At 55.0% G+C, this 22,976-nt stretch carries 18 protein-coding genes, 1 pseudogene and 1 other annotated feature; of the genes and pseudogenes, 4 read left to right on the top strand and 15 right to left on the bottom strand.

Annotated features, from left to right (window positions below):
* Positions 1–7 precede the first annotated feature (7 nt).
* Entirely contained in the window at positions 8–1,024 is a 1,017-nt protein-coding gene (locus E8K88_RS14460) for a Bug family tripartite tricarboxylate transporter substrate binding protein (RefSeq protein WP_136407384.1), read from the bottom strand.
* A gap of 128 nt (positions 1,025–1,152) precedes the next feature.
* On the opposite strand from E8K88_RS14460, the gene E8K88_RS14455 reads away from it, so the two are divergent.
* Positions 1,153–2,034, top strand: a complete 882-nt coding sequence (locus E8K88_RS14455) for a LysR family transcriptional regulator (protein WP_136407383.1) — start codon at positions 1,153–1,155, stop codon at positions 2,032–2,034.
* Between the two features lie 519 nt (positions 2,035–2,553).
* Here E8K88_RS14455 and E8K88_RS14450 read toward each other — a convergent pair.
* The 12 genes and pseudogenes from E8K88_RS14450 to E8K88_RS14390 form a co-directional block, all read right to left on the bottom strand.
* Positions 2,554–3,228: a dienelactone hydrolase family protein gene (locus E8K88_RS14450; RefSeq protein ID WP_136407382.1), complete on the bottom strand. Its 675-nt coding sequence runs from the start codon at positions 3,226–3,228 to the stop codon at positions 2,554–2,556.
* A gap of 158 nt (positions 3,229–3,386) precedes the next feature.
* Positions 3,387–3,542 carry a hypothetical protein gene (locus E8K88_RS18070; protein WP_168797342.1) on the bottom strand — a complete coding sequence of 52 codons (156 nt, stop codon included), beginning with the start codon at positions 3,540–3,542 and terminating at the stop codon, positions 3,387–3,389.
* Between the two features lie 61 nt (positions 3,543–3,603).
* Positions 3,604–4,140 (bottom strand): GNAT family N-acetyltransferase, encoded by a 537-nt coding sequence (locus E8K88_RS14445; RefSeq protein WP_136407381.1) that lies wholly within the window; start codon positions 4,138–4,140, stop codon positions 3,604–3,606.
* Positions 4,137–4,910 (bottom strand): methyltransferase domain-containing protein, encoded by a 774-nt coding sequence (locus E8K88_RS14440; protein WP_136407380.1) that lies wholly within the window; start codon positions 4,908–4,910, stop codon positions 4,137–4,139. The genes E8K88_RS14445 and E8K88_RS14440 overlap by 4 nt, the downstream gene beginning before the upstream one ends.
* Positions 4,911–5,322: 412 nt before the next feature.
* Positions 5,323–5,466, bottom strand: a pseudogene (locus tag E8K88_RS14425) (Arm DNA-binding domain-containing protein); the annotation flags it as partial.
* 498 nt (positions 5,467–5,964) lie between these two features.
* Positions 5,965–9,084 carry a type I restriction endonuclease subunit R gene (locus E8K88_RS14420; RefSeq protein WP_136407379.1) on the bottom strand — a complete coding sequence of 1,040 codons (3,120 nt, stop codon included), beginning with the start codon at positions 9,082–9,084 and terminating at the stop codon, positions 5,965–5,967.
* A gap of 83 nt (positions 9,085–9,167) precedes the next feature.
* Positions 9,168–10,475, bottom strand: coding sequence for a restriction endonuclease subunit S (locus E8K88_RS14415; RefSeq protein ID WP_136407378.1), 1,308 nt, complete (start codon positions 10,473–10,475; stop codon positions 9,168–9,170).
* Positions 10,472–12,517: a type I restriction-modification system subunit M gene (locus E8K88_RS14410; RefSeq protein WP_136407377.1), complete on the bottom strand. Its 2,046-nt coding sequence runs from the start codon at positions 12,515–12,517 to the stop codon at positions 10,472–10,474. The genes E8K88_RS14415 and E8K88_RS14410 overlap by 4 nt, the downstream gene beginning before the upstream one ends.
* Positions 12,518–12,660: 143 nt before the next feature.
* Entirely contained in the window at positions 12,661–13,230 is a 570-nt protein-coding gene (locus E8K88_RS14405) for a recombinase family protein (RefSeq protein ID WP_136407376.1), read from the bottom strand.
* 185 nt (positions 13,231–13,415) lie between these two features.
* On the bottom strand, positions 13,416–13,796 hold the full coding sequence (locus tag E8K88_RS14400) for a plasmid mobilization protein (RefSeq protein ID WP_136407375.1): 381 nt from the start codon (positions 13,794–13,796) through the stop codon (positions 13,416–13,418).
* A 1,057-nt stretch (positions 13,797–14,853) separates the two neighbouring features.
* Positions 14,854–15,771 carry a replication initiator protein A gene (locus tag E8K88_RS14395; RefSeq protein ID WP_240754547.1) on the bottom strand — a complete coding sequence of 306 codons (918 nt, stop codon included), beginning with the start codon at positions 15,769–15,771 and terminating at the stop codon, positions 14,854–14,856.
* Between the two features lie 38 nt (positions 15,772–15,809).
* Positions 15,810–16,028, bottom strand: a complete 219-nt coding sequence (locus E8K88_RS14390; protein WP_420813581.1) for a helix-turn-helix transcriptional regulator — start codon at positions 16,026–16,028, stop codon at positions 15,810–15,812.
* A 107-nt stretch (positions 16,029–16,135) separates the two neighbouring features.
* Here E8K88_RS14390 and E8K88_RS14385 point away from each other — a divergent pair, with 107 nt between their 5' ends.
* The 3 genes from E8K88_RS14385 (at position 16,136) to E8K88_RS14375 (ending at position 19,700) form a co-directional block, all read left to right on the top strand.
* The gene (locus E8K88_RS14385; protein WP_136407374.1) at positions 16,136–16,960 is read left to right on the top strand and encodes a helix-turn-helix domain-containing protein; all 825 of its coding nucleotides are present in this window, start codon (positions 16,136–16,138) and stop codon (positions 16,958–16,960) included.
* A gap of 248 nt (positions 16,961–17,208) precedes the next feature.
* Positions 17,209–17,262: a sequence feature (sul1 is cis-regulatory element that is thought to sense ions involved in sulfur or methionine metabolism; They are found in Alphaproteobacteria), on the top strand.
* 88 nt (positions 17,263–17,350) lie between these two features.
* Complete coding sequence (locus E8K88_RS14380) at positions 17,351–18,835, top strand: SulP family inorganic anion transporter (RefSeq protein ID WP_136407373.1); 1,485 nt, start codon at positions 17,351–17,353, stop codon at positions 18,833–18,835.
* Positions 18,836–18,845: 10 nt separating this feature from the next.
* On the top strand, positions 18,846–19,700 hold the full coding sequence (locus E8K88_RS14375; protein ID WP_136407372.1) for a universal stress protein: 855 nt from the start codon (positions 18,846–18,848) through the stop codon (positions 19,698–19,700).
* A 152-nt stretch (positions 19,701–19,852) separates the two neighbouring features.
* Here the strand turns inward: E8K88_RS14375 and E8K88_RS14370 are convergent, their stop codons facing one another.
* Both E8K88_RS14370 and guaA read right to left on the bottom strand, forming a co-directional pair.
* On the bottom strand, positions 19,853–21,052 hold the full coding sequence (locus E8K88_RS14370; protein WP_136407371.1) for a tyrosine-type recombinase/integrase: 1,200 nt from the start codon (positions 21,050–21,052) through the stop codon (positions 19,853–19,855).
* 306 nt (positions 21,053–21,358) lie between these two features.
* Positions 21,359–22,975 (bottom strand): glutamine-hydrolyzing GMP synthase, encoded by a 1,617-nt coding sequence (gene guaA / locus E8K88_RS14365; RefSeq protein WP_136407370.1) that lies wholly within the window; start codon positions 22,973–22,975, stop codon positions 21,359–21,361.
* Position 22,976 lies beyond the last annotated feature (1 nt).

Genomic DNA, 22,976 nt, shown 5'->3' with positions numbered 1-22,976 from the left:
CAGCCCATCAGTTCAAAGAAATATTGCGTTCACGTATCAGCGCGCCCCATTTATCCGTTTCGGCGCTGATGAATTGCCGGAAGTCCTCAGGAGTGCCGCCGCCGACTTCAGCGCCTTGTGACTCTACCAAGCTTTGGTAGCTTGGGTCCTGCATCGCTTTGTTGATCGACTGGTTTAAACGCTCAATGATGGTTGCGGGCGTGCCAGCTGGCGCCACTACGCCAAACCAGTTATAGGCCACCATTTGGGGATATCCCAGCTCTGCAAAGGTGGGCACCTGTGGCAGCGCTTTGAGGCGCTCTGGGGCGGCTACGGCCAAAGCATGCATGCGCGCATTAGGGTCAGCCAAATAGCCCATGAACAAGCTTGGCAGATCCATATACAGGTCCAGTGTGCCGGCCATCAAGTCATTGATTGCAGGTGCCCCCCCTTTGTAGGGCACGTGCACGGCATCCAGGTTGGTGAGTTGTTTGAGCAATTCGGTACTGAGGTGGGAGGCACTGCCTGCACCAGTGGAGCCATAGTTCCAGCTGTGCTTGTCATTGCTGACCGATGCCAGCAAGTCCTGGCCATTGAGCAGGCCAGACTTGCTGCTCGCTGCCATCACTACGGCGCCACGTTCAATCAACGCAATCGGCGCCAAGTCTTTGGCAGGATTGAATTGCATGTTATTGCCATACAAGGCGGCATTCACCGACATCGGGGCAAAGTTGCCAAGGCCGATGGTGTAGCCATCAGGGGTGGCTTTGGCAATATGTGCTGTACCAATATTGCCGCTGGCTCCGGCTTTGTTTTCTATCACTACGGACACGCCCAAATCCGCCGACATGCGCTGGGCCAATTGTCGCGCGCGCGTATCAGAGCTGCCGCCTGCCGCATACGGCACCACAAACGTAATGGTCTGTTTGGGATAGGCACTCTCGGAAGCGATTGCGGTCTTTTGCCAGGCCATGCCAGCCAGCAAGGCTGCGGCTCCTGCAATGGCCAAAGTACGCTGGTATAGCGCTCTAAATTTCGTATTCATGCAGTCTGTCTCCTAGACAATTATTTATTGAATGCATATAAAAATAAGCATGAAGTGGATCTTAAAATGCCAAATAACGCCGGTCAAATACCGAATTTGAAGCGATTAATACATTTTTAATCTTAATTATGTTGGATGAACGTTTATTGCGTGCCTTCAAAGCCGTAGCCGAAGAGCTGCATTTTGGCCGAGCTGCACAACGCTTGCACATGAGCCAGCCGCCATTGAGTTTGAGTATTCGCCAACTGGAAGAGCAGTTTGGGACTGCACTATTCATTCGCACGACGCGCAGCGTGCAACTCACATCTGCTGGGGCGCAATTGCTGCGCTCCTTGCCGGATATTGAGCAGGCACACCAGCAAGCGATTACTGCTGTGCAGCAAGCAGCCAGCGGTTTGAGCGGAGAGCTTTCCGTGGCGCTCACACCGAGCGCCACCTACACCTCGATTCCGCGTGCTTTACGCGCGTTCCGCGCACAGTATCCTCAGGTACATCTGGATTTGCGTGAGATGAATTCGCGCCACATGGCACCCTTGCTGCTATCAGGCCAGCTTGATTTGGCTCTGGCTCGTCCATTGATCACCAGCACAGCTTTGCACAGCCGCCCGATCTACCACGAGCCATTGGTGTTTTGCGTTCCACACGGCCATCCGCTGGCTTTGCGTGAAGCCGTCACGGTTGCGCAAATACGCGATTCGGACCTGATTGGCTATAGCGCCACAGAGTCAGTGTATTTTCATGATTTGCTGCTGGAATTGCTGGGGCCAGATGCAGAGCGCCCGCGCACAGGACTGCGCACGATCATCCCCACTATTTTGCTGTTGGTCGACAGCGGCTTTGGCACTGCGGTGGTGCCGCAATCTCTGAGCCGCTTGCGTTCAGAGAGTTTGAGTTATGTACCGATTGCCGATGACCAGGGTCTGCGAGCACGTTTGAGTGCCATTCACCGCGCCGGCGAAACAACGCCAGCCTTACAAGGTTTTCTGCATTTGTTAGAGCATGCACTTTAAGTCGCAATGCTTGGTCTTTCAGGTGCTTCTGAGCCGAGTACCGGGAAGCTGTGTGGCGAGACCATGGCTGGGCCTGTCGTGCCTCGACGAAAAGATCAGGTGTGCATAACGGGTCTAGGATTCTGTTTTTTCGTTCATCCAAGAGTGTTGGCGCTTGGCATTGGCTTGCATAGCGTTTGCTTGCAAGACTGATCGCCCAGCTTTCTAGGCTATTGCTTGGGCCGCGTTATTGAGCCAGTGGCCGCCTGGGCCTGTGCATGGCGGTGTGCGCAGATTGACAGGTGCATAAGTTGCGTTCGAGCCAGGTTCAGGGCGTGAACGCAATCCATGAATGCCATTGAACCGCTGAATCGTCCTGCTCAAGCCGTTGAGCCTCAGCCGGGCAGGTATGCAATGGATGCTATAGCATTTTTAAAATTGCCACGCTCTGCAAGAGGGCGCTGGATTGTGGCTTCAAACCATGCAATCGCCACCTGCATGGCAACTACCTACATGGCTACCACCTAGTGAGCCAATCGTTCAGTTTGTGTTTTTTTCAAATAGCGCAATGGTCCGCTGGCGTGCAAGTAGCACATCAGCCGGATCGGCATCCGGTCCTTCGTTGTTGAAGCCATGTCCGGAATGATCGTACACATAGACGGGCAGATCGGGGTGCGCAGTCTTGATGGCCGCCAGACTTTCCTCTACTGGAATATAGGGGTCTTGGGCACCAAAATGGAGAATGATTGGACAGCGTGGTTCAAGCTCTGCAGACGCTGCCACGCCAGAGCCGTAGTAGCTCGATGCTGCGGCGAGATCCGTCACCTGTGACGCGGCACGCCAGGTGATCGTGCCCCCATAGCAATAGCCCACGAGGAATACCGGGCCTTGATCTTTCAATGCATCAATGCATGCCTGAACGTCTGAGATCGGGTTTTGATCGCCATTTTCGCCGGCGTATTGGATTCCGATCCGCAAGCCCTCTGCGTCATGTTGGGCAACGAATCCACGTTGCTGGCGGTCAAACATTGAAGGGGCGATGACTTCAAATCCCAGCGCGGCCCATCTAGCCACATCTCTCTGGATGGCTGCGTCAATCCCGAAAACCTCCTGGATGACGACAACGCCGCCACGGCGAGCACCTTCAGGTTCCGCGTGAAGGGCTGTGAATTCAAAACCGTCAATTGGGGACTGCAGTGTGATCATATTAGCCATAAGACGTCTTTCAGTTGGCAAGGTGGATATTCAGGTTTTTGAAAAATCATAAGCCTCTTGAACCTGTGGGCAGTGAATAACTGGCGAATACGGCTGAGCAAAAAGGGAAATAAGCGACTCAATGCCCAACGGGGAGCATCTGGGTAGATTGGCGCGGGTTATTCCTTGAGGCCAGTGGCGACCCAAACGCGGTGTGGGATGGGCAAAGGATCTGCCGGATCACGTACGCGCAAGATGAGAGAGAAGGTCGCGTCGAAAGGCTCAATCTCTTCAGGATCGGGTTTGCCGCTTTTGCCCTGTCGAACCAATGCCAACGCTGGTCGCCAATCCGAGATGCAGAAGCACTCTCGTCGTTGCACGCAAAGCTCAAAAAAGTCAGAACCAGTGTGCCAGATGAATGTCTTCCGGCTCGATGGCAACCAGAGTCGTGTCCGGCCGTGTTACCAGCTTAGCACCCTGACGCAGATAAAACTCTACGGTCCGCCGCGTCGGCGTGGAAGAAATATAGAACCCTTCAGCCCCCGAACGCACAACTGTATCCTTGCACAATTGATAAAGGCGCAAAGCAAGTTTCTTGCCCCGCCAGTCATGGCTGACATGCAGAAACGCAAGCTGGCGCAGGTTCGGATAATCGCCCACCGGACGCGCATCAACCACGCTGGCTGCCACAAGACTTTCTCCAGTAAAAGCGCCGAGAAAAATTCCGCCATGATCAAAACAGTCTAGCAAAATGGGTGTATAGATTTCCGGCTCGCCATCGGGCCACTCACGCGTATCGTAGAACTGAGGCCGCAGGTGTAACTTGCCATCGGCTACCTGGTAGATTTCTTGAACTATTTCCCGCCGTTCAATTTGCCAGACCAGTTCTACTTCAGAGCGCTGCAGCGGCCGGATTACGGGTGCCATGGTCATACTGCTACCCCTTCGGGGCGACGCGCTTCGAAGCTAATAATCTGATCGTTTTTTTGTGGCGGGCGTCCGTGCTGGTAATTTCCAGACACTATCACATCGCTGAAACCGGCGGCCTGCAAAGCGAGGGCGAATTCTTCCACACCCCACCAACGCAGTTTGAAGAGGTCGAGCTCGGTCGCCATTAGGCTTCCATCTCGCCAGTGCTCATAGCGGAGGTGGGAAAGGGTTGTCTGCGCGATGTAGTCGGTATCCACACGATGATCCGTCAGTGTCAGCAAGTCGCCGTCCTCCGCCACCCAGCTGCGAACAGAACCGGACTGCCCAATAAAACTGCCGATGGGATCGAGGTCGACGATCAATCTTCCATTGGGGGTCAAATAGTCAAAAAACCGCTTCAGCACAGCGCCAGCCGAGGCGATATCCGTAACCAACTGAAATGACCCCGCCGGAACGATGATGGCTGCAAAGCGCTTGTCGTACGAGAATTGTTCGAATGTCTGTCGTGTCAAGCTGGCGGAAAGGTTCCGGTTTCGGCACTCATCGTGGCAATAGCCAAGCATTTCATCGGACGCATCGAAGCCTTCAATTGGGAAGCCGGCTTCGAGCAGCGGCACAAAAATGCGGCCATTGCCAACAGCGGGCTCGAGAATGGGGCCATCATCACAGTGTTCGAGACGCTGTCGATAATACTCCTGATCCCCGAATGAGCGGCCGATCGGCTTATCCAGGTTGTAGACCCAAGAGGCGAGTTTTCCATACCGATTTTGCATTTCATTCCTTAGCAATAGAGGTGGAGAGAGGTTGTTCACCCAGTTGCCGGCCAAGTGTTCGAGAGATGGTCGGCCGTGAGATCGAAAACACCTGCGCAAGACCACTGACCAAATAGTTGCTGGTGTCGTACATCCGGCGCAGCTCCTTTTGCTGGCGCTCGGATAGCTTCGGCTTTTTACCACGCAACTTGCCCCTGGACTTGTTGTAGGCCGCTCGCACACCACGCTGCTCTGCTCAATCCAGTCGGTGTTAGAGCCCGCCTCATGCAGCAAGGTGCTCGCGGTACGCCGCAAATCATGCGGCTCCGTATTTACTCAGCGAATGCCCTTCTTTCTAGGCCTGCCGGGAAGACGTCANTCCGTATTTACTCAGCGAATGCCCTTCTTTCTAGGCCTGCCGGGAAGACGTCATCTCCTGCCTGCCGTGGATGCTGTAGTTGTAGCGAAACGAGATGGCACCTGCAGGCGTGACGGCAACATAGAGATCATCACGGTCATTCACCTTATACAGCTTGTTCTGAGGTTTGAGATTGCGCAGCTTGGTATCGGTCAGCATCAGAGGGGGCTCCAAATCTATAGAAATACTATGATTAAAAATTCAGCAAAAAATCAATAAATAACCATTAAAAACAATTGCTTATGAATTTTCAATGCCATGCACAAACAGATTCGTTCGACATGGTATCTAGAAGGTTCATGGTATCCATCCCCCATGATGCCAAGTTTGATGCCATGAAAAATACATGCTTGGTGTTGCCTGCTGATGCCAGACAGTGCCACACAAAAAACAAAAAAGCCCGCATTACGCGGGCTTAGATGCTTTTTATGCCGTGTCGTGCCTGGCTATGCCAGACGCGGGATCATTCCCACTCTATTATAAATAAAAAATTTAAATTAACTAAAAACAACAACTTAAAATACCAAGCACCTTAAATGCCATGAATAATGCCATACACCAATCATAAAAATATCGCGAACTCCAAACAGAGCTTCTTCAGGCCTGCCTGCTCGGTTTGATGCTTAGTAACCCGAGGCATCCGGTGTAATTCAGTACTTAAACAGCAGGTTGACTTGCCCCCCTTAGTTGCTTATACACCTCCTCCACCAGCAGACTCGCCAACCCCTTGAATACCTTCTCATGCCGTAGCGCCTGATCGGCCATAGCGCTGTGGTTCTCCAAGGCGTCCACAACAGCGTTATTGAGTTTGGTTTCGTAGGCACCGTTGGCGAATGCGTCCACCGTGTCGTTGGCCTGCGCTTGCTCCTGCAATGTGGGGTCACTCACCATCTTGCCGATCAATGTGGTGGCGTAGCCCTTGAAATCGGCATCTGACAGGTTGCCCGAGAACACTTCGTTCATCTTTTTGATGATGGCGGAGAGTCTTTCTTCAGGGTCGTCCCAGGCCTGCCCCCCACCCGTGCCCATCGGCTTCATCGGTTCTGCAGTACCCGCTTGCATGTCCAGTTTGTGCTTTTGCTCGTTGACTACCTTATAGCCAGCCAGCCGCACGGACTCATCCAGCGCTTCATCCCCGCCGGCCTTGCCCTGCAAGCGCGGCAGCAGCATGCGGCAAAACGCATGCAGGCGTTCCAGGTCGGCATCGTCGTAGGAGCGCAGTTGCGACAGGAAGTCGTAAGCGCTGATGTATGACGAGACATCGCCACGGAACAGGTCTTGCACCTCCTTGGTTTGCGCCTTGAACCGCTCGTGCGCCTTCTTCAACGGCGCTTGAATCGTGGCCTGCTTGCCCTTGGGGTCGAAATAGCCCTTGGCGAAGGCCAACACCTCTTCCCACAAGTAGATGCCAGCATCGTCCAGCTTCTGGCGCAGCGTATGGACCAAGTTGGGGTCGGTAACAGCCGACATCTTCGCCGTGCGGTAGAACGGCAGGAAGGCTTTCAGGATGCCATCGGCGTCGTTGCGGAAATCCAGCACAAAGGTGGTTTCCTTGCCGGGGTACATTCGGTTCAGGCGCGACAGGGTTTGCACCGCCAACACGCCGTCCAAGCGCTTGTCCACGTACATGGCGCACAGCTTGGGCTGGTCAAAGCCCGTCTGAAACTTCGACGCGACGATCAGCACCTGATAGGTGTCGGTCTTGAATGCCTCCTTGATGCCGTCATCGTGCTCCTTGTGGTCGTTGAGGTCGCCTTCCTTGGCTTTGAGCACCTTGGATTCCTCGTCCGTTACCTCGCCCGAATACGCCACCAACGCCTTGCAGTCGGTGTACTTCATCTTCTTGATGTAGTCGTCGAATGCCTTCTTGTAGCGCACCGCCGCCACGCGGCTATCCGACACCACCATGGCCTTGGCTTGCCCGGCCAACTGGTGCATGACGTGCTCGCGGAAGTGCTCCACGATGACCGTTACCTTTTGGGCGATGCTGGTCGGGTGCAACTGCGCGTAGCGGAACAGCTTGGCCTTGGCCTTGCCCGTCTTCACTTCCTTGTCGTCGCCCGCCTGCTCCAACTTGAACGCAAAGCCATAGGTGATGTAGCCACGCAGCACGTCCAAGATGAACTTCTCTTCGATGGCTTGGCGCATGGAATACACATGGAAGGGCTCGGGCGTTCCATCCGCGCCCGTGCGCCCGAACAGTTCCATGGTCTTGGGCTTAGGCGTTGCCGTGAATGCGTAGTACGACACATTGGGTGGTCGCTGACGCGATGCCATGATGGTGTTGAGCACGTCTTCATCAGTGATATCGTCGTCGCCATCGGGCACCGCCGCCGCCGCGCCATCGGTTTTCGCGTCCGCGCCCGCAGCACCCGCCTTGCCCTTGGTCAGCACCTCGCGCAGCTTCACCGCGCCCTTGCCTGCCTGGCTAGAATGGGCTTCATCCAAGATGAGCGCAAAGCGCTTGTCGCCCAGGCCACCCACCTTGTCCAACACCCAGGGAAACTTCTGCAAGGTGGTGATGATGATGAGCTTCCCCTTGTCCAAAGCGCTCGCCAATTGCGTGCTGTTTTCATCAATTTTTTCAACCACGCCTTGCTGGTGGTCAAACTGGTAGATGGTGTCCTGCAACTGCGTGTCCAATACCCGGCGGTCGGTAATCACAATCACGCTGCTGTACACCTTCTGGCCCTTGGCGTCGTGCAGGGACGCCAGGCGGTGCGCCAGCCATCCGATGGTGTTGGACTTGCCCGACCCCGCCGAGTGCTGCACCAGATAGGTCTGCCCCACGCCTTCGGCCAGGGTGGCATGCAGCAGCTTGTTGACCGCATCCCACTGGTGGTAGCGCGGGAACAAGAGCGACGTGCTGAACACCTTCTTGCCCTTGGCGTCCTTGGACTCAGACACCTCCACCGACAGGAACTTGCCCACCACCGCCAGCCACGCATCGCGCTGGAACACCTCGTGCCACAGGTAGCCAGTGGAATAGCCCAAGGCGTCGTCGGGCGGGTTGCCCGCCCCTGCGCCGCCCATGCCATCAGGGTTGCCACGGTTGAAGGGTAAAAAGCGCGTGGCCGCGCCCGCGAGCCTGGTCGCCATCTGCACCTCGTCGGTGCTCACGGCGAAGTGCACCAACGCCCGCTTGCCAAACGACAGCAAAGGCTCGGGCTGCTTCGTTGCCACGTCCACCGGGTTGCGGTCGTACTTGTACTGCCGCACCGCGTCTTCGATGTTCTGCGTGGTGTCGGTTTTCAGCTCGATGGTTGCCAGGGGCAGGCCATTAAGGAACAGCACGAAGTCGATGCACAACTGGTTGTGCAGCGAGTAATGCAGTTGACGCACGACGCGCAGGCGGTTCTTCTTGTAGTGCTCCCAAGTTGTCGGGTTCTGCCGGTTGCTGGGCGCGAACTGCGCCATCTTGAACGTGGCGTTGATGTCCTTGAAGCCCTTGCGCAGTACGTATAGCGTGCCCCAGAGCTGCGGGGTTTCCTTCTTGATGGTCGGGCGGTCCTTGTCCAGCTCTTCCGCCAGCCGCTGGATGAACACCGCCTCAGGGTTCTTCGCGTGGTTCTTGGCGAACTTCTCCCAGGCATCGGGTTGTGTGTCCTTCACCCAGGCAATCGCATCCTCGGGGTACAGCGCCGCGCGGCGGTCATAACCCTTGTCATACGCAAAACCCTTCTGGAACGGCAAAGGCCCATCCACCAGCCAGCCTTGAGCTTTCAGAACTTCGCAAATCTCATCTTCAAACTGCTCTTCGGTGTGGATGGCTGCCATGGGAGTGTCTCTCGTATGTGTTGAATTTTTATGAGTCAAATTGGTCGCTGGCGCTTATGTGGAAAGCGCCAACAGCTATTGCTTTAAGTTTTTGCCCGCACGTCCACACGGCCCAACACCGCATCCGCAATGGTCGCGGCGCGCAGTTCTTTCAGAAGCGTGATTTCGTCGTGGGTGTGGTCAATGAGGTCATCAATCTTGACTGCTTCGGCATCAAGGTAGTCGGCAATGGCTTGCTGCTCGTCATGCGGCGGAACAAAACACGCTTCGGAAAGGTAGGCCGTTGAATCCAGATTCTGGATGCCGGTGGTCTGTTTGACACTGATGTTGCTCACCCGTGACGCATACAGATAAGCATGGAGATACACCATGAACCTGGGTACGACACCCTCACGGCTACGCATGCGGGCAACAAAATTGGAGCAAACTGCGCCTTCTGGTCCGAAATAAGAAACAACCATACCAACTGGCTGCTGCTCCCCGCCGCCCGACTTCTCCATCAGCATATCGCCAGGACGCAGTCCCCGACTCCCACGCTGGCTGCTGTCTACCTTTCGAAGAGTTTCATAGTCAACAACTTGCCTACGATTCCGGTCAAAGTCAGCCACACGAATGACTGGAATGTCGTCGTCACCTCCGTCGGGCTCATCACCCCACACGCCGTTGGAACAACCTTCCACACAATCGCGCAGCCGCTTTCCAACCCAGTGTTTCGGCACATCTCCCAGCCACGGAACCCCAGATGGCTTTGTGGCTACGCTTTTGTCCAATCCCTTGGTAACAGCTTCCGCAATCACCGATTGCCGCCACTCCCGCAACAACCCGATCAGCTCATCCTTCTCATAAATCAGGGTGTCGATGCGGGCGGTTTCGGCATCGAGGTAGTCGGCAATAGCTTGCTGTTCGTCGGGTGGAGGCAGTGGCAAACGCTGTTGTCCGATGAACCCCCAATCAGCGCGGGGCATCTTGGCACCATAGGTGGACGCATCCACTGCATCAATGAACTCCTGCATCAACATGGTCGCATTCAAGTACGCAGGCACGACTTCATCCGATGGGGCGAGCACCAAAAATTCACTGGAACACACGCCATCTGTGTCTGCTACAACGCATTTCGCCAAATACGGACGCAGCTTCCCAAAAAGTACATCCCCCTTGGAAAACACATTGACGGTGCTTTCCGCCTCTTCCTGGGTGCCGTCAACCACAGGGTTGAACTTGCCGACTTTGGGCAAGACATGCTCCATGCCGACATAACGCGCACCATTGGTGCCCACGGCTTTCTCCCCGCGTAGGCGCGCTTGAAACTTCACTTTCTCAACCTGCCAATGCGCCGGAACTTCCCCCAGCCAAGGCACGCCCGAAGGCTTGTAGCTCACATATGGCTTCATGGGCGTACCTCGCCCTTGATGCCGCGCAGCAGCTCCATAAACTTGTGCTCCTTGGCCTCGATGTCCGCCGCAATGGCCTCGCGGCTGCGCGGGGGCGTGTACACGTAGAACTCGCGGTTGAAGTTGATTTCGGTGCCCACCACGCCGGTTTTTTCGTCCTTGGCGTCCTTCACGTCGTGGTTAATCCACGCATCCGGCCAGTGCGGGCGTACCTCGCTTTCGAAGTACGCCTCAATGTCATCGTTGAACGGCACGTACTCGGCATCGCGCAATTCGGAATCGCTCAGGATGTCGCCCTTTTCGTTGGTTGTGGGCTCGGCGTTCTTGTCCTTGGTACCCAGGTACTTGCGTGCCAGTTCCACAGATTTGGTAGATAGCTTGGCAGCTTTACCAGTAAATTTGTTTGTCTCAGCAACCACGCTGGCAGAGGCATGCAGCGCTGTCCGGAACGAATCGGCATCCATATATGTGGCCTGAGCATCCATACCTTGGATGGTCTGGGTCAACAGGTCTTTTTGCTCTTGAGACAGTTTGCCAAAGGCCGTGTCGTAGCCCAGAATCTTCAAACCGTGTTCACTAGCTTGGAAGCGCGTGCGCAGGGGACGTTCAATAGTAACTTTACGGTAGAAAAAGTGCTCACGCTCGAACACCTTAGCTTTGAGCACGCGCCCGGTTTTGTCTTCGGGGTTTTCATGCCATTCCACGGATTTGAACTCGGCATACGCCTTGGCGATGCGCTCCACGCAATCGGGCGTGAACTCGCGGCGCTTCTTGCCCAGGTTCTTCTTCATCAGCGTGCTCATGGCGCTGGCGTCGATCAGCAGCACCTTGCCCTTGCGTTCGGCGCTCTTGCGATTCGTCATGAACCACAAGTAAGTGGTGATGTTGGTGTTGTAGAACATGTCCGTGGGCAGCGCCACGATGCAATCGAGGTAGTCGTGCTCTAAGATGTGGCGGCGGATTTCGCTTTCGCCACTGCCAGCGTCTCCGGTGAATAGTGGCGAACCGTTGTGAACCACGCCGATGCGACCACCACCCTTGCCTGCCACCACGGGCTGCATCTTGGACAGCAGGTGCAGAGAAAACAGCATTTGTCCATCGCGGATGGCGGGCAGGCCGGGACCGAAGCGCCCAGCCGCACCCTTGGCGTGCTCTTTCTTAACGGCGAATTCGGCAGGCTTCCATTCCACGCCATAAGGCGGGTTGGCCGCTTGGTACTCGAAAGTTTTACCAAAGTGCTTGTCAATTTCAAGCGTGTCGCCGTTCTCGATGTTGGCCGGGTCTTGTCCACGAATCAACATGTCCGCCTTGCAAATGGCGTAGGTTTCGTCTTCCAGCTCCTGACCGAATAACTTCAAGGTAGCACGGTCATTGAACTTGCGCAGATGCTCTTCGGCCACACTCAGGATGCCACCGGTGCCTGCCGTGGGGTCGTACATGGTGCGCACCACGCCGGGCACGGACAGGATATCGTCGTCACCGTTGAACAGCAGCGTAACCATGAGTTCAATCACGTCGCGCGGGGTGTACTGCTCACCGGCAGGTGACACGTCGTTGAACTTGCGTAGCAATTCTTCAAACGCCTGCCCCATATCGTGGTTGGTTACCTTCTGCGGGTCGAGGTCGGTTTCCGCGAAGCGCTGCACGACAAGATAGAGGCGGTTCTTTTCAGCCAGCTTGTCCAGGGTGGCAGTGAAGCCGAATTTGTCAAAAATATCGCGCACGTTCTGCGAGAAACCGTTAATCAGGGCTTCGAGGTTGTCGCGCACGTCGTCGGGTGTCTCCGCGATGTTGGGCAGGGTGAATTTGGACGTGTTGAAGAACGGGTAGCCGCTGACAGGAGTCAGCATCTTGTCCAGGTCGTAGCCCTTGCCGTGCACGGCGGCATAGCGCGCTCGCACCGCTTCGCGAGTGGGTTGCAACACGCAATCGAGACGGCGCAGGATGGTGAAGGGCAGGATGACCTTGCGGTATTCGTTTTCCTTGTACGCGCCGCGCAGCAGCTCGGCGTTTTTCCAGATGAGATCAGCTAACTTAGACATTCAGGAATTCTCTATTTATATTCGGTTTTGGCTTGCATGACATCAATTTGCGATGCGCAGTGATCTTCCAATAAAAGTTGGCATCCAATTAAAAGCAAAGAAGCATATTCACTTACTAATCGCATTAGATGTCTTAACGACGCTTACGTATTTGGTGAGATAACGCCAACATGCTTATACAAGGTAGTCCGCGATACTCCATAACGCCGAGCAACCTCTGCCACTCGAATTTCTGGATCACGTAAAAGCGCTTTAATCTCGCGTACATCTTTATCAGTCAACTTGGGTTTTCGACCTCCCGCTCGACCTCGTGCACGCGCTGCGGCCAAACCAGCCTGAGTCCGTTCACGGATTAAGCCGCGCTCGAAGTCAGCCAGCGCTGCAAACACATGAAAGATCAGCTTGCCCGCCGCGCTGCCGGTTTCGATCTTTTCTGTCAAACTTTCAAACCCGACGCCACGACGTTCAAGGTCGGTAACGACCTGCACCAGGTCGGGTAGGCTGCGCCCGAGACGATCTAGCCGCCAAACCACTAGGGTATCGCCTGCCCGAAGCGCCTTGCGACACTGTTCAAGCTCTGGTCGAGCCGTGTTCTTGCCACTAGCCGCTTCTTCGTAGATAACGCCACATCCAGCCAGTTGGAGCGCGTCGCGCTGCAGGTCTAGGTGCTGATCGTCAGTTGATACGCGAGCGTACCCAATGCGTTGATTCATGGACAAAACCAGGACATTGAAAAATTGATGCCTATATTAACACCCATAGGCAACTTTCACGACGGAAAGCGCAGTGTTTTCATCTGTCCAGAAAACCACCGTTTTTTGAACAGTTCGACCCTTGCTCCGCCACCTAAGGATCACTCGCAGCCTGCGTTGCCACAGCCACTTCTTGGCTTTGCTCGTTATTTCCGACCGCGTATCGCTACGTGAATCAAATCGCGCATCTGTTTTTGCAGCATCCGAAAATCATCCATCATTGACCCAACCGCAGCTGGTGCATCTCCCACCCCTCGCTTTTCTGCCAGCCATAGTTTCAGCAACCCTGCGACCCGGCCTAAATCCCCATTCACTTTAGACAGTTCGGTTGCGGCTTCTAGATCCAGCACGGATCGCACTCGCACATTAAGACCAAGGGCTCGTAAGAAGGCTGACTCTTTCATCCCTGCATTGACAGCTGACTGCGCTATCGTGGCTTTCTCATCTTGCGTGACCCACACCTCTATCCGATGGCTGCGCGGCCTTCCTTCACGCCTTCTGGTGCCTGCTAGATCACTTTCATCCATAGGTTCATCCTTTATTGAAATATGTTCGTCGCGGTAGCGACTGTCAGCCTCGCAGAGCAAGAAGCACGTTGAGCGAAGCGAATAAGGCCGGTGATGCACAGGTTCGGGCGATGCCCGTACCGGTACAACACACATCTTGCCGTTTAATCACACGCGATCATGTGCAAACAACTACCTGTCAGTGCACAAATTGCGAAAAATCGCGTTTGTTCGCGTTTGTTCGCGTTTATTCGCGAATCCTCGCGTTTCATCGCATTTAATCGCGTTAAATCGCACTTAATCGCGTACATCAAATGGAAAACACCCGTTATTCAATTGTCCTCTGCACTTTCTGACACTGCGACTCGCAAGGCTTGTCATACCGATAGAAAACTGAGGTGCCCAACAAGCCTACACAAGCACATCTCTAACAAAGCTGCTTTTCCCCCTAACTGACAGCACAGACATAGCGGCCCCCAATGTACGGAAAAATAATCAAGACACGTCGCCCACATTCTCTGACGCAAGCTTTTTGAGCGGGAAAAGAGGCACAAGCTGCAGGCTGAACCTCGCACCAAGGGCTCCATCCGTACATTGGGGGCCAACGTTTCTCAGGCATAGGAGCAATGCCTAAAAGGGGTTTAGGCAGCTGCAGACTAGATCCCAGGCGCTGACCGCTTTCCTCCTTTTTGGTGCCGCTTTTTTCTTACGCAATCCGGATCCTGTTCACCAGCACTCTAAACATTCAGGCCCCGCTTCACTTGCGGCGTTCACCCGTGGCAGCACGAGGAATAAGCCTCTGCCTTGCCTCAAGCTACGCAGAGGTCAGCGGCACCATCACGTTAAATATATATATTAGTTAAAACCGCGCGCGCGCGTTACGGTTTTGCAAGATTATGATTCATATAAGATTTCTAGAACTTTTGTTCCTGAAAGCACGATACAGGCGTTCCTGAAAGCACGATACTATCCACAGGCTAGCGTTCCTAAAGGCACGATGTGATTCACAGGGCAGCTCGACTTATCCACAGTCTCAAAACAAACCTTCTTGAGTTTCCGTCAAGCAATCACAGGAGCGTCAGCGTCTTCTCGATCTGGCAGAGTGCGCCTTCTGATGGGCCTTCAACGAAGCGTTCGGCCGACCAGCAAGCATGTCCTTCACTTCGGCTAATTTGCCTTTAGGACCGTTGGCGTAGAACGTCACCATATCCCGCTGCAGGTCAATCGCCATTAAGTAGTCCGGCAGGTTCCCCGACTCAGCCAGCGCCTTCACGTCAAACCGGAAACGACGCAATTCCCCCATGCTGCCACTTTTTTGATGCAATACCGCCAACGATATACGCCAACGTGGCTGCTCACCGCAGTGCTTGCGTGCCAGCTCATAGATACGTCGATCTAGGGGTTTACGCAGACGAAAATAAGCGCTCGATAAGGTCAGCACTCGCTTGGCCTGGACGGAACGAAACAACCATTTGGGCAAGTCCACTTCAACGGCCACCATACGACCAGCGTCTTGAGATTTCTCTATCACTCGCCAGCCTTCTATCAAGCCGAAGCCTCTGCGCTCGCGAAGGCCTGCTGTTTCAATGCTTGTCTCAACCACGGTACCTTTAAGGCGACGCAGCATCTCTGACATGCGCTCATAAGCACGCCCACTGGTACCGCGATGGGTCGTAGCTAGAAAATCAAACGCAGTAAAGCGGACTGTCGGCCCAATTTCACGACCCCGGTTTGCCGCTTCAATCAACTGGCTAATGCAATAGATCCAAAGATCCTTGTCATGGATCGTTGCGCAGCCCGTTGCGCCCGGCAAAACAGTTAAGGTGTGCCCGTTGCGCTCGTACCTGCGTACCTGCATATCCCCTGCACGTAGCGCAAAAATGGGGTGTTCCATGCTGGCAACATCATTTTTTGGTGCTGGATCGAGGATGTCTGCGACAAAAAAATCGCTACGCTGAATGCCATCGGCATCAAGTTGAGCCTGTGCGTCATTCACCGCGCACGCGTCTTGGTTCACACTGAACACGATGACGTTTACACACCGACCTCAGAATGTGGGGCGGGGATACTCGATTGCTTGCGCAATTCAATCCACGCCTCAATTTCAGCCAAGTCCCACGCCACATTGCGACTGGTCAGAGCAATACGTCGAGGGAATTCACCACGTTGCTCCATGTTGTAAATCGTCCGCTCAGCCAGTGGGATCATGGCGTGTAGTTTTTTGCGGTTGATCAGTATTTTGCGTTCCATCATTGCAGTGCCTTAGCATCAATCAGTTGCCTGACGATACCTGCCGGTGCCAGCATAGACATGCAAAAAAGTTAGAATAAAGTTGACACGACAACCGCGCATTCGCAGTCATGAAAAAACAGGGATTCGATCCGATTTATCAGCAGATCACCAGAGTTGCTGAGACCTCATCGCAGCGTATTCAGTCCAAGCTGAGCAATCCGTACTTGTGGTGCTTCTGCGAGCTTTGCTGGCGCACGACCGAATACTCGACTAACTTGAACTCACCGCTAATCATCAAGCGCCTGCTGCGCGGCAATGCAAAAATCGTCGGCCTGACGGCTTCGGCTAGAGCTGCAGCCATCAAAAAAGCGGATGCTGTCGTGAAACGCTACGAGCAAGCCTTAGCTGGCGAGCTGGGGCGCTATACCGCATCTCGCCTATATGCCAAATACTGTGATGCAGTGGAGATGCGTGGCGACCGCTCGGTCGCTGGCTTTCGAGACTGTGTAGAACGAGTGATCTTGTATCAGGAATGGGCAAAACACGGTGAGCTAGCTTGGAGCACACGCAAACCTGGACAAGATGACAAAGCTGCCAAGCCAAGCAAGCTGTATTGCGAGGCACACAATCCAAAGCGCAGCGACGAGGCCCGTCGCGCCTATCAGCGCGATCGAAGATTTGTGACAGAGTATGAAAGTCTGATGGATGCCATCTGGTCGCAGGGCATCAATAGTGGCTCTTTGCCCACTTGGGATATTGAGGCACACGCTTACGTCCGGCGCGAGGCATACCGACTGCTCCAAGAGATCAAGTCGCCCAGAGCAGCAGCCAGTACTATTGAAGAGCTCCTAGCCAAAGGGTTGAGTCAAACAGCCATCGCCCGTGAGCTCTGCGTCTCACGTCAAGCTGTGTCGGCTGCCATCAAACGGCACAAACACAGGGCAACTATCTGACTTGAACGCGGACGACACTTGCAAGGCGCCCCATCAAAACCGAGCTTACCGTCCTTGGGAGCACTCATGTGATGGCAGCTTTCGACCCAAAGCGGACGATCGGCTTTGATGGTCTGGATGCCTGTAGTGCGCGCACGCTAAATTGAGGTGAGGCGTGGGCCGTCAAGCTTTCTCCGCTTCACGTATCCATGTACAATCTCGCAATACAGCTCCTGCAATGGATGCTGCGTCGCTACGATAGCGATCTAAGTGGACCCGGCGACGCCGGGTGGCTCGGCCGGGCGCCTATCCCTCGGACAATCCCAAGCGAATCACGGCTCGCTCCGAGACCAACTCTTATCCACACTCGGCACGATTGCCTCGCTTGCTAACTTCAGGTTAGTCAAATCCATGTCTTTTCTTTCCACGTTTCAACGCGAGTGGATGGCCACTCCGCGCGCCGATATTCTGGCGGGCATCGTCGTCGCCCTTGCCCTTATCCCTGAAGCTATCGGCTTTTCCATCATCGCAGGCATTGACCCTCGCGTGGGCCTATACGCCTCATTCTCGATCGCAGTAATCATTTCGCTTGTTGGAGGCCGACCGGGCATGATTTCCGCGGCAACGGCTGCCATAGCGGTGCTGGTCGTCCCGCTCATCAAAGAGCATGGCGCGGACTATCTCTTTGCCGCCACGATCCTGATGGGGTTGCTTCAAATAGTGGCAGGCTTTCTGCGGCTCGATCTGCTCATGCAGTACGTCTCGCGCTCGGTTGTCACTGGGTTCGTGAACGCCCTTGCGATCCTGATTTTCCTTGCCCAGCTGCCCCAGCTTACCAATGTCACGTGGGTAACCTACGCCATGGTGGCCGCTGGCTTGGCAATCATTTATCTCTTGCCCCGCCTGACAAAGGCTATTCCGTCCCCACTGGTTGCCATCGTCGTACTCACAATTATCTCGATCTACGGTGGCCTGTCCGTTAACACCGTTGGCGACATGGGAGAGCTGCCGTCGTCGTTGCCGGCGTTTCTGATTCCTAATGTGCCCTTTAACCTGGAGACGCTACGCATCATCTTTCCCTATTCGCTGACCATGGCCGCTGTGGGGTTGCTTGAATCTATGATGACGGCGCAAATTGTTGATGATCTGACCGACACGCCCAGCGATAAGCGTCGGGAATGCAAAGGCCAGGGCATCGCTAACTTTGTGACGGGCTTTCTTGGCGGGATGGGAGGCTGCGCCATGATCGGCCAATCTGTGATCAACGTGAAATCAGGCGGGTCCACGCGCCTTTCTACATTCGTCGCCGGAGCGTTCCTCCTTTTCTTAATCGTCGTGCTGGGCCCGCTCGTAGCGAAAATCCCAATGCCTGCGCTGGTTGCCGTCATGATTATGGTATCCATTGGCACGTTTAGCTGGAGCTCGATACGAAACTTACGCTCATATCCTTGGCAATCCTCTGTGGTGATGGTGGCGACCGTCGTCGTTGTGGTGTGGACACATGATTTGGCACAAGGTGTCTTGGCCGGTGTCATCCTGAGCGGCTTGTTCTTCGCGAGCAAGGTAAAGCGCCTGCTTACGGTCAATTCGCAACTCTCCGCAGACGGGCGCACACGCACGTACGCTTACTCCGGACAGGTGTTCTTTGCGTCTTCAGAACGATTCTCCGACGTCATCGACTTCAAGGAAGTCGTCGACAAGGTCGTGCTCGACGTTTCAGCGGCCCATTTCTGGGATATTTCCGCTGTGGGCGCCCTAGATAAGGTGGTGATTAAACTTCGACGAGAAGGGACGTCGGTGGAGGTGGCTGGGTTAAATGAAGCCAGCGCCACCATCATTGGACGATTTGCCACGCATGACAAACCCGGCGCAGACGCTCAGTCTTTAGGCCATTAGGAAAAGAGATATGTCAAAGATTCTTGCATGTATTGATGCTTCACCGTACGCGACATCCGTGTGTGACCTGACAGCTTGGTTAGCCTCGCGCTTAAACGCCGATGTCGAACTACTGCACGTGGTGCAACGTACAAGCGCTGTTGCGACTCGCCACGACTACAGCGGCGCTATTGGCCTGGGGGTAAAAAGTGAACTTCTGGAAGAATTAACCCGCATTGAAGAGGCTCAAGGCAGGTTTGCTGTACAAAGTGGTCGTGCGCTGCTTGATGCTGCTCAAGCTAGGGTAGGGGCGAGCGCCGCCGGGAAGATCGAACCGGTGCATTTGCATGGCGGTATTATTGAGACGATTCTGGAGCGTGAAGCCCACGCTGAGCTGGTCGTCATGGGTAAGCGCGGCGCATCCGGCCAGTTTGCCACTGCCCATATAGGGTCAAAAATTGAACGGGTTTTAAGAGCGGGTAAAAAGCCTCTCGTTGTCGCGCCGCAGGAGTTTTTGCCGCCCGACGACGTCGTGATTGCCTATGATGGGAGCCGCTCAATTTTGCGGGCGTTGGAGTATGTGGCGGGTTCGCCTATCTTCGACGGCATGCCCATTCAACTTGTGATGGCTGGCGCGCAGTCTGAGGCCCATCGTGCCGAATTGGAGCGGGCCGTGTTGGCCGTGGCTGTAAATGGCCGCAAGGCGAGCTGGTCATTGCTTCCTGGGGCGCCAGATACCGTCATCGCCAACTTCATGGCGGATCGATCCAAATCGATGCTCGTTATGGGGTCTCACGGGCATTCGCCGCTTCGGACTCTGATCGTGGGAAGCACCACGACGGCAGTCATTCGAGCGGTCCATGCGCCCATACTGCTTATTCGCTAGGCGAGACCTCCGGTAACTGAAGCAATGCATTCCGCGTCAGCCTCGGCCCGTTCGGAGTTCCCTCGGCAGCGATCCACACCAGTGGTTAGGTTCGCGGCCGTCTGCTCCTGGCCGATAGCAGCCTCATTACAATATGAGGCAGATCAATCTCATTACATTGAGCGCTTACTCGTCCATTCATCAATCATGTTGGCCCAATCTTGCAGCATACCAGTGCGCTGTTCCCGGTACTCTGCCTTGTTATAAACCGCCCGTACTCCACGCTGCTCGTGTGCTAGGCACTTCTCAATCCAGTCCGTGTTGTACCCCGCCTCATGCAGCAAGGTGCTTGCAGTACGCCGCAAATCATGAGGCCCGAATTTAGCTAGTGGTTGCCCTTCTTTTTGTGCCAGCCGATAGGTCAAGGTCAGCACCTGATTGAGCGTCGCACTACTCATGGGCAGGTCGGTGTCGTAACGAGATGGCAAGACGTACTCAGAGCCACCTGCGAAGGTTTTCAGGGCGATAAAGATGTCTAACGCCTGCCGGGATAAAAACACCAAATGAGGGTTGCGGCGCTTCATTCGCTCCTTCGGGATCGTCCATAGCGCTTCGGTGAAATTGATCTCGCTCCATTTGGCGTTAGTCAGCTCGCTCTTGCGCACCATCGTCAACAGCAGAAGCTTCGCGGCGGCTCGAATGGAGGGCGTCGTACCGATACGCTCAATGTATTGGTACATCAAGCCGATCTCGCCTGGCGTTAAAGCGCGGTCACGCGGCTCAAAGCGGGCGATGCTGGCTGGGCGGACCAATTCCGCAGGGTTATCGACCTTCTGGCCACGCTCAATCGCCCAGCGGAAAATTTGCAGTACCAGTTCACGCGCATGCACTGCGGTGGCTGGAGCGCCACGCTCAACAATCCGATCCGTCAGCGCGCGCAGATCCTCGTGGCTAATTTCCTGTAGCTTCAGTTTGCCGAACGCCGGTAGCAACTCCCGCTCATAGACGGACCGGCGCATATCGCGTGTGGAATCCGCCATTTGATAGCCGCGCAGCCATTTCTGCGCCCAGGCATCAAAGGTATCAGCATCTTTGATACGAGCCTTGTCACGAGCTTTCTCTTTGGCTGGTGACTTGCCTGCGGCGATCATCTTTTTGGCTTCGCCCAGTTGCTCACGCGCTTCAGCCAATGTGATGCCGCCCAAGCCGTAGCGCCCAAACGTGATTGTCTCCTGCCTGCCGTGGATGCTGTAGTTGTAGCGAAACGAAATGGCACCAGCTGGCGTGACGGCAGCATAGAGGCCATCACGGTCATTCACCTTGTACAGCTTGTCCTGAGGTTTGAGATTGCGCAGCTTGGTATCGGTCAGCATCAGAGGGGGCTCCAGATCTATATAAATACCATGATTAAAAACTCAGAAAAAAATCAGTAAATATCCAGTAAAAACAATTACTTATGTATTTTCAATACCATGTACAAACTGATTCGTTCGACATGGTATCTATGAGCTTCATGGTATCTAGCTCCCATGATACCAAGTTTGATGCCATGAGAAATACATGCTTGGTGTTGCCTGAAGGTGCTAGACAATGCCAAACCAAAAAACAAAAAAGCCCGCAATTACGCGGGCTTAGATGCTTTTTATGCCGTGTCGTGCCTGACTATGCCAGACGCGGGATCACTCCCACTCAATCGTTGCAGGCGGCTTTGTGCTCACATCGTAAGTCACACGGTTAATGCCGCGCACTTCGTTGATGATGCGGCCAGAGACTTTCTTCAACAGCGCATAAGGCAGCTCGGCCCAATCGGCGGTCATGAAATCGCTGGTTTGCACGGCACGCAGTGCGACCACGTAGTCGTAGGTGCGGCCATCGCCCATCACGCCCACGCTTTTCACTGGCAAGAAGACAGTAAAGGCTTGGCTTGTCAGGTCGTACCAGGTTTTGCCGGTTTCTGCGTCCTTGAAGTTGCGCAGCTCTTCGATGAAGATCGCGTCGGCTTCGCGCAGCAGGTCGGCGTATTCTTTTTTGACCTCGCCCAAAATGCGCACGCCCAGACCTGGGCCAGGGAATGGATGGCGGTAGACCATGTCATGCGGCAGGCCCAGCGCGACACCCAGCTCGCGCACTTCGTCCTTGAACAGGTCGCGCAGCGGCTCAAGCAGTTTCAAGCCCAGCTGCTCTGGCAGGCCGCCGACGTTGTGGTGGCTTTTGATGGTGACGGCTTTTTTGCTTTTTGCGCCGCCGGACTCGATCACGTCAGGGTAAATCGTGCCTTGGGCCAGGAAGGTCGCGCCTTTGTGGCCATTGCCACCGGCTTTGAGTTTGGCCGCTTCGGCTTTGAACACTTCGACAAACTCGCCACCGATGATTTTGCGTTTTTTCTCAGGGTCGTTGACACCTGCGAGCTTGCCCAGAAACTGTTCGCTGGCATCCACGGCGACGATGTTGGCATGCAGTTTGCCGGCAAACATCTCCATGACCATTTTGCCTTCGTCTTTGCGAAGCAGGCCGTGGTCGACGAACACGCAAGTCAGTTGGTCGCCGATGGCACGGTGGATCAGCGCGGCTGCTACCGATGAATCGACGCCGCCAGACAGGCCCAGAATGACTTCTTCGTCACCGACTTGCTCGCGGATTTTCGCAACCGCTTCTTCAATGTAGTCGCCCATGACCCAGTCCGGGCGTGTGCCGCAGATGTCCAGTACAAAACGCTGCAGCAGTGCCTGGCCTTGCACGGTGTGGGTGACTTCGGGGTGGAATTGCACACCATAGTAGTGGCGCGACTCGTCGGCGATACCGGCAATAGGGCAGGTCGGTGTGCTGGCCATGATTTTGAAGCCCGGTGGCAGCTGTGTGACTTTGTCGCCATGGCTCATCCAGACCTTGAGCATGCCGTGGCCTTCTGGCGTGGCGAAGTCTTCAATGCCTTTGAGCAGTTCGGTGTGGCCGTGCGCGCGCACTTCGGCATAGCCGAATTCGCGGTGGCTAGAGCCTTCGACCTTGCCGCCCAATTGCTGGGCCATGGTTTGCATGCCGTAGCAAATGCCCAAGACGGGAATGCCCAATTCAAACACGGCGTCAGGTGCGCGGTCATCGACTTCGTAGACGCTGGCATGGCTGCCTGACAGGATCACGCCTTTGAGGTTGCCGTCTGCGGCGAATTCGCGCACCCAGTCACTGCTCACATCGCAGGGGTGGACTTCGCAATACACATGGGCTTCGCGCACACGGCGTGCGATCAGTTGGGTGACTTGAGAGCCGAAATCAAGGATGAGGATTTTTTGATGGGACATG

Origin of the sequence: Lampropedia aestuarii (assembly GCF_004803635.1) — a bacterium.
Taxonomy (GTDB): Bacteria; Pseudomonadota; Gammaproteobacteria; order Burkholderiales; family Burkholderiaceae_C; genus Lampropedia; species Lampropedia aestuarii.
The sequence above is the reverse complement of the archived record's forward strand: the minus strand, read 5'-3'. Positions and strand labels throughout refer to the sequence as shown.